Origin of the sequence: Gracilimonas tropica DSM 19535, assembly GCF_000375425.1 — a bacterium.
GTDB classification, from domain to species: domain Bacteria; phylum Bacteroidota; class Rhodothermia; order Balneolales; family Balneolaceae; genus Gracilimonas; species Gracilimonas tropica.
In genome coordinates this window covers 1-1,653 of the sequence record NZ_AQXG01000043.1, presented here as the reverse complement: position 1 = coordinate 1,653, position 1,653 = coordinate 1, and the positions used below count along the sequence as shown (strand labels likewise).

Below are 1,653 nucleotides of genomic sequence, written 5' to 3'. Positions count from 1 at the left end.
CACCGCCCAGGGGTACATATAAGCCATCTCCATATCGAAAGCTAAAAAAAGTAACGCATATCCGTAATAATGCACATGATAGCGTAGCCAGGCCGGTTTGGACGCCAGATTGCCGCTTTCGGCGGGAATGTCTTTACCCGGCTCTTCCAGCGTCTCACCCAGCGACTTTTTTATAAGGTAGAGCATCCAGACGAAACCAGTCGTGGCAATGAGCATGCCGAATAGAAGGAGGTATTGCGTAAGTGGAGACAAATGAATTAAAGTTAAATGATGATTAAAGGTGAAATTCTGATTTTCTACTTAGAACAAAGACACTGTTGTGAGACTAAAATGAAATTGGTTGATTCTTAGTTACAGTATTTACTGAATAAATAAAAAGTTGGTCAAAGAATGAAATAGCCATCTGATAATTTTTTTGTACAGGTCTTTACATTATGGAAATTCTTCATCTTTGTGAGGCTTGCTCTAATACTTATCTTTCACTACCTCATACTCCGCTTCTTCCATTTCATCAAACTTGAGCCTGGAATGAGGGTTTTCTTCTGTGCCAGGTGCATTGTAATTGCGTGAACGGTAAGCATTTCTACCGGCATGGCCGCGCCGTATGAAAAATATAAAACTCACGATGAAGGCAAACCAAAGAAATGTTAACATAGTATAGTTCTTTAAAAATCTAAATTATTAGAAAGCTTGAGAGATCATCGAGATGTATCAAGCTTCAATCTCTTGTATTTGCGCAGCTTTTTTAAAAACAGCCACAGGGCCGGAATTACCACCAACAGGCTGATGATCTGCGAGGTGGAGATCAGCCCGTCCAGGTACACGCCACGCGGATCGTTTCTGAAAATCTCCACAAAAGAACGAACCAAAGCATATAGCATAACGAATGCAAGAAACAGCTCTCCATTAAATTTCTGGCGTTTCCTCCACAACAAAAGGAGGCCGAACACCAGCAGCAATACAAGCGAAGAGTAGATTTGTGTGGGGTGCAGGGGGATACCCGTTGGTGCCATAGACATAGGATCGGTAAAAGTTACAGACCAGGCTACTTCTGCCGGTTTCCCGTAACTGTCACCGGAAAAGAAGCACCCCAGACGCCCAAATGCTATACCCAACGCTAAGCCGGGGGCAGCCATATCACTGATTTTCCACAAGTCTAAATTGTGTTTTCTTACATACCAGATACCAGCACCGAGCCCGAAAAGGAAGCCTCCGTAGAAGGTAAATCCGCCATTCCACAGCATCAGTATTGTCATTGGATTTTCTAAATACCACTGCAGACTACCGTCGAATAGGATGGAGAGCACCCGTGCGCCGATAATGGCCCAAAGAACCACGACCACTGAAAGATCCATTATTTTTTGAGGGTCGACCCGGTTCTTCTTGGCCTGTTTATAAAGCCACCAAATACCAATAAGTATACCACCTGTATGAAACAGGCTGACCGTTTGAATGGTAATCGGCCCGAGTTCAAAAAGAATGGGTTGCATAGCTTCTAAAAGTTGGGATTTAAATTAAATTAGCATTCCACTGCCGCATAGTCGTGTTCACCGTGCTTGCACCAAACACACGAGCAGTTTTCATGCATGCACTGTTTGTCTTCCAGCCTGGTTTTGAAAGCTCGTTTGGCCACCGGTAGTATTATTCTTTTAT

At 43.5% G+C, this 1,653-nt stretch carries 3 protein-coding genes; all 3 read right to left on the bottom strand.

The window, feature by feature from the left end; genetic code table 11:
- On the bottom strand, positions 1-216 hold a 216-nt coding region (locus B151_RS19205; protein WP_020404921.1), incomplete at its 3' end, for an NADH-quinone oxidoreductase subunit A.
- Positions 217-465: 249 nt separating this feature from the next.
- Positions 466-654 carry a hypothetical protein gene (locus tag B151_RS0117485; RefSeq protein ID WP_020404920.1) on the bottom strand — a complete coding sequence of 63 codons (189 nt, stop codon included), beginning with the start codon at positions 652-654 and terminating at the stop codon, positions 466-468.
- A 44-nt stretch (positions 655-698) separates the two neighbouring features.
- Positions 699-1,490, bottom strand: coding sequence for a prolipoprotein diacylglyceryl transferase (lgt, locus tag B151_RS0117480; protein ID WP_020404919.1), 792 nt, complete (start codon positions 1,488-1,490; stop codon positions 699-701).
- Between the last annotated feature and the right edge of the window lie 163 nt (positions 1,491-1,653).

Excerpts from the sequence above, each read along its gene's own strand:
- lgt (WP_020404919.1), bottom strand. The coding sequence starts at position 1,490 with ATGCAACCCATTCTTTTTGAACTCGGGCCGATTACCATTCAAACGGTC.
- B151_RS0117485 (WP_020404920.1), bottom strand. The coding sequence starts at position 654 with ATGTTAACATTTCTTTGGTTTGCCTTCATCGTGAGTTTTATATTTTTC.